6 protein-coding genes are annotated in these 4,630 nt (G+C 68.9%); 2 read left to right on the forward strand and 4 right to left on the reverse strand.

The window, feature by feature from the left end; translation table 11 throughout:
• Both ACILRF_RS14510 and ACILRF_RS14515 read right to left on the reverse strand, forming a co-directional pair.
• A partial coding sequence (locus ACILRF_RS14510; protein ID WP_395674112.1) for a glutamine synthetase beta-grasp domain-containing protein occupies nucleotides 1–928 on the reverse strand: 928 nt, incomplete at its 3' end.
• A gap of 56 nt (nucleotides 929–984) precedes the next feature.
• Complete coding sequence (locus ACILRF_RS14515; RefSeq protein ID WP_395674114.1) at nucleotides 985–1,323, reverse strand: P-II family nitrogen regulator; 339 nt, start codon at nucleotides 1,321–1,323, stop codon at nucleotides 985–987.
• Nucleotides 1,324–1,706: 383 nt separating this feature from the next.
• Between ACILRF_RS14515 and ACILRF_RS14520 the strand changes: the two genes are divergently transcribed.
• Both ACILRF_RS14520 and ACILRF_RS14525 read left to right on the forward strand, forming a co-directional pair.
• Nucleotides 1,707–2,279, forward strand: a complete 573-nt coding sequence (locus tag ACILRF_RS14520) for a histidine phosphatase family protein (protein WP_395674116.1) — start codon at nucleotides 1,707–1,709, stop codon at nucleotides 2,277–2,279.
• An 11-nt stretch (nucleotides 2,280–2,290) separates the two neighbouring features.
• A complete protein-coding gene (locus ACILRF_RS14525) occupies nucleotides 2,291–3,742 on the forward strand; it encodes an NAD(P)H-hydrate dehydratase (RefSeq protein WP_395674118.1) in 1,452 nt (483 codons plus the stop codon).
• A 68-nt stretch (nucleotides 3,743–3,810) separates the two neighbouring features.
• Here the strand turns inward: ACILRF_RS14525 and rplI are convergent, their stop codons facing one another.
• Together rplI and rpsR are read right to left on the reverse strand one after the other, a co-directional pair.
• Nucleotides 3,811–4,398 carry a 50S ribosomal protein L9 gene (gene rplI, locus ACILRF_RS14530; RefSeq protein WP_395674120.1) on the reverse strand — a complete coding sequence of 196 codons (588 nt, stop codon included), beginning with the start codon at nucleotides 4,396–4,398 and terminating at the stop codon, nucleotides 3,811–3,813.
• A 14-nt stretch (nucleotides 4,399–4,412) separates the two neighbouring features.
• Nucleotides 4,413–4,630, reverse strand: a 218-nt coding sequence (rpsR, locus tag ACILRF_RS14535; RefSeq protein WP_395674122.1) for a 30S ribosomal protein S18, incomplete at its 5' end; no start/stop codon positions are given.

The following is a 4,630-nucleotide window of genomic DNA, read 5'->3' on the forward strand; positions in this document are numbered from 1 at the left end:
TGATCGCCTTGGCGTGCTTGATCACGCCGCCGATGTACCACAGGCACATGTCCGACAGGCCCGCGTACTTGTCGCCGGCGAACAGCGGCTTGCCGTCCTTCCAGATCGACTGGTGCACGTGCATGCCGGAGCCGTTGTCGCCGTACATCGGCTTGGCCATGAAGGTGGCGGTCTTGCCGTAGGCGTGCGCCACGTTGTGGATCACGTACTTATAGAGCTGCATCCGATCGGCCATGGTCAGCAGGTCGGAGAACTTGAGGCCAAGTTCGTGCTGCGCCGGCGCGACTTCGTGGTGGTGCTTTTCCGGCTGCATGCCGAGTTCGCCCATGACGGCCAGCATTTCGCCGCGCAGGTCCTGACCGCTGTCGACCGGATTGACCGGGAAGTAGCCGCCCTTCGGGCCCGGGCGGTGGCCCATGTTGCCTTCGGCATAGGACTTGCCGGTGTTGGCCGGCAGCTCGGTCGAGTCGTAGGCGAAGAAGGTGTTGTGCGCCTGGGTGCTCCAGCGCACGTCGTCGAAGATGAAGAATTCGGCTTCCGGGCCGAAGTACACGGTGTCGCCCACGCCGGCCGACTTGACGTAGTTCAGCGCCGCCTTTGCGATGGAGCGCGGGTCGCGGTTGTAGGGCGTGTTGGTGTCGGGGTTCACCACGTCGCAGAACAGCACCAGCGTGGTCTGCTGGTAGAACGGGTCGATGTGGGCGCTGTCCAGGTCCGGACGCAGCTTCATGTCGGACTCGTTGATGGCCTTCCAGCCGGCGATCGACGAGCCGTCGAACATGGTGCCGTCGGTCAGGAACTCTTCGTCCACCAGGTCGATGTCGAAGGTCACGTGTTGCATCTTCCCGCGCACGTCGGTGAAGCGCACGTCGACGTATTTGACGTCCTTTTCCTTGATCTGGTTCAGGATGTCGCTCGGAGAGGCCATGGTCTTGGTACCTTTGTCGCTAGGTCTCGAGGATGTTGTTGTCGGGCGGCCGTCGGTCAGACGGCGGCGGGGCCGTTTTCGCCGGTGCGAATGCGCACGACGTCGATGATTTCGGACACGAAGATCTTGCCGTCGCCGATCCGGCCGGTGCGGGCGGCGTTCGAGATCGCCTCGACCGCCCGTTCTAGCTGGTCGTCGGAGACCACCACCTCGATCTTGATCTTGGGCAGGAAGTCCACGACGTACTCGGCGCCGCGGTAAAGCTCGGTCTGGCCCTTCTGGCGGCCATAGCCCTTGGCTTCAAGGACGGTCATCCCCTGGACGCCCATTTCCTGCAGCGCTTCCTTCACCTCGTCGAGCTTGAAGGGTTTGATGACGGCTTCGATCTTTTTCATGGCTCGGCTTGCGTGTCGGAGGTCCCGCGCGATGCGAAAGGGACGGAGCACGCCGGGCCGCAGACTCGCAACCGGCCAGCCGACGCCCCCCGGACCTCCGGGCGGAAAATCGGCCTGGCGCCTAAGAAATAGGCGCCAGGCGATCAATTTCCGCACACCGGCGAAATCCCCCTGAACCTGCCTGATCGGGCTCTATCTCGACCTGCCGTCGCCGAACACGGGTCAGAAGGCCGGGGTTGGGGCTCGATCTGCGCCCAGCGCGCGGCGGTTTCGCGGCCCGATGGAGGATCGGCGATCGAGGGGGCTTTCGCCCGCTGCTGAAGATTGCGGCGCACGTCGCGGTGGGCGAGACGCTGCGCGAAACTTCGCGATAGAGTGCCCGTATGCCCCGCATCTACCTGATCCGACACGGCCGGCCGGCCTCGACCTGGGGCCAGGGCGAGGACGACGATCCCGGCCTCGATTCCGTTGGGCAGGCCCAGGCCGAGGCCGTTCGCGACCGCCTGCTCGCCCTGCCGCCGGGCGAGCGCCCGACCCGGGTCGTCAGCTCGCCCCTGCGCCGCTGCCGCGAAACCGCGGCGCCGACAGCGGCGGCGCTGGACCTGGAAATCGAGATTGATCCCGGCGTCGGCGAGATTCCGACCCCGACCGCCCTGGCCGCCGACCAGCGTCGCCCCTGGCTGCAGCGCGCCTTTCAGGGGAACTGGGACCAGATCGAGGGCGACCGGGACTACGGCGCCTGGCGTGAGGCCGTGGTCGCCGCGCTTCAGGGACGGGAGGGCGCCGCTGTCTTCAGTCATTTCGTGGCGATCAACGCCGTCGTTTCGCGTCTGCTGGACGATCCCCGTGTCGTCGGCTTTCGGCCGGACCACGCCTCGGTGACGACGCTTGGGATCGACGAGGGCGGTCTGACCTTGCTCGCGCGCGGCGATGAAGCCGTGACCACGGTCCTCTGAGGGAGCTCGGCGTGGCCGGAAAGCTGATCCTGACCGTCGGTGAAATGGCCGCCGCCGACGCGGCCGCCGCCGCGGCCGGTGTCGCCACCTCGACCCTGATGGAGCGCGCCGGCCTGGCCGTCGCCGACGCCATCTGCGCGCGCTACCCGCCCCAGGCCACCGCCGTGCTCGCCGGGCCGGGCAATAACGGCGGCGACGGCTATGTCGTGGCGCGGCTGCTCAAGGCGCGCGGCTGGGACGTCTGGGTCGAACGCCTGGCGGCGCCGGCCGGCGACGCCGCCGTCGCCGCCGCGGCCGGTTGGTCCGGCGAGACCCACCCCCTGGGCGAGGCCGGCCGCTCGGCCAGCCTGTGGGTCGACGCCCTGTTCGGCGCCGGCCTGTCCAGGCCGCTCGAGGGCGAGGCCCAGCGTCTCGCCAAGCTGAGCGCGCCCCGCCGCGGAAAGGTCGTCGCCATCGACGTGCCCAGCGGCCTGTCCGGCGACAGCGGCCGGCCGCTTGGCGAAAGCGCGTTCTGCGCCGGCCTGACGGTCACCTTCCAGGCGCGCAAGCCTGCCCACGTCCTCGAACCCGGCCGTGATCTCTGCGGCGAGGTGGTGGTCGCCGACATCGGCCTGAGGCTGGCCGACGGACGCCTGTTCGAGAACGATCCGGAGATCTGGCTGGATCGCTTCCCCTGGCCCGAGACCGCCGCCCACAAGCACGCCCGCGGCCGCGCCATCGTCGTCAGCGGGGAGGCCTGGAGCACCGGTGCGGCCCGGCTGGCGGCCCGCGGGGCGCTGCGCATCGGCTGCGGCGTCGTCACCATCTATTCGCCGCCCGACGCCGTCGCCGCCAACGCCGCCCATCTGGAGGCGGTGATGCTGCGCCCGTTCGACAGCGACGCCGAGCTCGAGGAGGCCGCCACCCAGGTCGACGCCGCGGTCATCGGCCCGGCCGCGGGGGTCACCGACACAACCTTGCTCAACGTCCTGGCGCTCGCCCGCACCGGCGCCGCCCTGGTGCTCGACGCCGACGCCATCACCGTCTTCAAGGACGATCCGGAGGAGCTGTTCTCGGTCCTCGACCGCGACGACGTGCTGACCCCGCATCCCGGCGAGTTCGAGCGGCTGTTCCCCGGCCTTCTGGCCGGCTCACCCCAGCGGATCACGGCGGCGCGCAAGGCCGCCGAACGAGCCGGGGCGGTGGTGGTGCTGAAGGGTCCGGACACCGTCATCGCCGCGCCCGACGGCCGCGCGGCGGTCAACCTCAATGGCACGCCCTGGCTGGCCACCGCCGGATCCGGCGACGTCCTGGCCGGCTTCGTCGCCGGCCTGGTGGCCCAGGGCATGGAGAGCTTCGAGGCGGCTTGCGCCGCCGCCTGGATCCACTGCGAAGCGGCCGATCTGCACGGCCCCGGCCTCATCTCCGAGGATCTGCCGGGGCTCGCCCCCGCGATCCTGCGCCGGCTCTACGAACGCGACTGAATCCCAAAAGAAAACGGCGCGGAGATCGCTCTCCGCGCCGCATCCTGTCTTTATCGATCGAAGGCCGGTCAGGCTTCGGTGTATTCCGAAGCCGCCTGGCCCGCGCCGCCTTCGAGAAGGTCGGCGGCAGCCTCTTCGGCCGCCAGGCGCTCTTCTTCGAACTGCGAGTCGATGACGTTCTCGCCCCGCGCCTGGCGCTCGGCTTCGTCCTGGCTGCGGGCGATGTTGAGCGTGACCGTCACGGTGACTTCCGAGTGCAGGCGAACCTTCACTTCGTGGACGCCCAGCGTCTTGATCGGCTTGTCCAGCACGACCATCGAGCGCTCGACCTTCACGCCGCCCTCGGCGTTGACGGCGTCGGCCACGTCGCGGCCGGCCACCGAACCGTAGAGCTGGCCGCTTTCGCCCGCCTGACGGATCAGGATGTAGGACGTGCCGTCGAGGCCTTCACCCGACTTCTCCGCCGCGGCCTTGGCCTTGGCGTTGCGGGCTTCGATCTCGGCGCGCTGGCCTTCGAAGATCTTCAGGTTGGCCGCGTTGGCCCGCAGCGCCTTGGAGCGCGGCAGGAGGTAGTTGCGGGCGTAACCGTCCTTGACGGTGATGACGTCGCCGAGGGCGCCACGGCCTTCGACGCGTTCGAGCAGGATGACTTTCATGTGCCTGGTCTCCCTTACTTCACGACGTAGGGGAGCAGGGCCAGGAAACGGGCGCGCTTGATGGCCTTGGCCAGTTCACGCTGCTTCTTGGCCGACACCGCGGTGATCCGCGACGGCACGATCTTGCCGCGCTCCGAAACGTAGCGCTGCAGGAGCTTGACGTCCTTGTAGTCGATCTTCGGGGCGTTGGCGCCGGAGAACGGGCACACCTTGCGGCGGCGGAAGAACGGGC

Source organism: Phenylobacterium sp. (assembly GCF_044236515.1).
Lineage (GTDB): Bacteria > Pseudomonadota > Alphaproteobacteria > Caulobacterales > Caulobacteraceae > Phenylobacterium.

Excerpts from the sequence above, each read along its gene's own strand:
- rplI (WP_395674120.1), bottom strand. The coding sequence starts at position 4,398 with ATGAAAGTCATCCTGCTCGAACGCGTCGAAGGCCGTGGCGCCCTCGGC.
- ACILRF_RS14520 (WP_395674116.1), top strand. The coding sequence starts at position 1,707 with ATGCCCCGCATCTACCTGATCCGACACGGCCGGCCGGCCTCGACCTGG.
- ACILRF_RS14515 (WP_395674114.1), bottom strand. The coding sequence starts at position 1,323 with ATGAAAAAGATCGAAGCCGTCATCAAACCCTTCAAGCTCGACGAGGTG.